This is a genomic window from Methylosinus sp. R-45379, assembly GCF_001644125.1.
Classification (GTDB): Bacteria; Pseudomonadota; Alphaproteobacteria; order Rhizobiales; family Beijerinckiaceae; genus Methylosinus.
This window is the reverse complement of record NZ_LUUM01000187.1, coordinates 1-1,156: the sequence shown is the minus strand read 5'-3', so window position 1 is coordinate 1,156 and position 1,156 is coordinate 1. Positions and strand designations below refer to the sequence as shown.

The window sequence follows — 1,156 nt, the reverse complement described above, 5'->3', positions numbered from 1 at the left end:
TATTAATGCAGCTGATAATGCGCCATTTATAGCTGCTTGTTTGATTGCGGTTGTTTCTTCATTTCTTGCGGTGTGGCTATCATTTGATGGCGACAAAATTAAACAATCGGTCAGCCTGGCGGATGCTGAAGCGTTGTCGTCGGCAGAGCGAAACGTTGCGTCGACTGCCGATACCTTGGCGAGAGATTTTGAACAACGTGCGCGGATTGCTGTCGATTCCGCGGTGTCGAGCTGGGCTGACAAGGCAGACAATTTAATAAAGTATGAGCTGTCTTCGAAAATTGACGAGCTTTTTGGAAATAACATAGTAGAGTCTATTGGTAAAATATTGGCAGAGCAATCAGATGATATAACAAAAATAAATCAAATTCGTCGCGATAGTGGTGACAGATTCTTGCAGATGCGTAATAGGTCTCTCGAATATGCCAGTTTAGCAGAGCGGCAGGCAAGAGTGTTTCGCGGTTCTGGAATGAATCTCGCAATTATTGGTCTTCTCGTGCTCGGATTTGTATTGGCCGGCACGTACTATCAATACTGGAAAAGTCCAGAATTGCTACAGCAGCACGTCGAGTGGGAGGTGGTGTTGCTGAGACATGGGCCGACCTATGCGTTCGTCATTCTGTGCGAGGTTCTCGCGCTCATAATGTTCCGTTATCAGTCTAAAGCATTAGAACTGATGCGTTATTTTTCAAATGAAGCTACGAACATCGATGCGAGGCATACCGCCTTCCTTTCAGCCCTGCAATTCATGGACAAACAAAAGCTCTCGAAATTGATCGAGAGGCTCGATGCGACCGAGCGTAATTTCTTGATCGATAAGCATCAGCGTACACTCGAAATGGCGAATAACGAAAACGAAGATCGCATGATCGAGAGAATTAGGACCTTGCTCGATCGATCGAAGGGAGAAAAGCAGGAGGCGGTAAAAAAGAAAAAGGATGATGGCGAGGAGTAGTCGGCCAATCGGCGCAACCCCCTCGATGATTGTGGCGATGCAGCCAGCGTGACTCCGATCACAATTGCTCTACGCCAGGGACCGCGGGCTCGGAGAGCCTCCATGGCCGCAATCCAGCTGATACATTGCTCCTTATTCGCGACCACAGGGGAGGAGCGCGGGCGGCTATAGCCCCCCCCCACGCCGAAACGCTTGCGGCGG

General features: G+C 49.2%; 1 protein-coding gene. It reads left to right on the top strand.

The features are described 5' to 3' along the window. On the top strand, nucleotides 1-955 hold a 955-nt coding region (locus A1351_RS25270), incomplete at its 5' end, for a hypothetical protein (RefSeq protein ID WP_198162304.1). Between the last annotated feature and the right edge of the window lie 201 nt (nucleotides 956-1,156).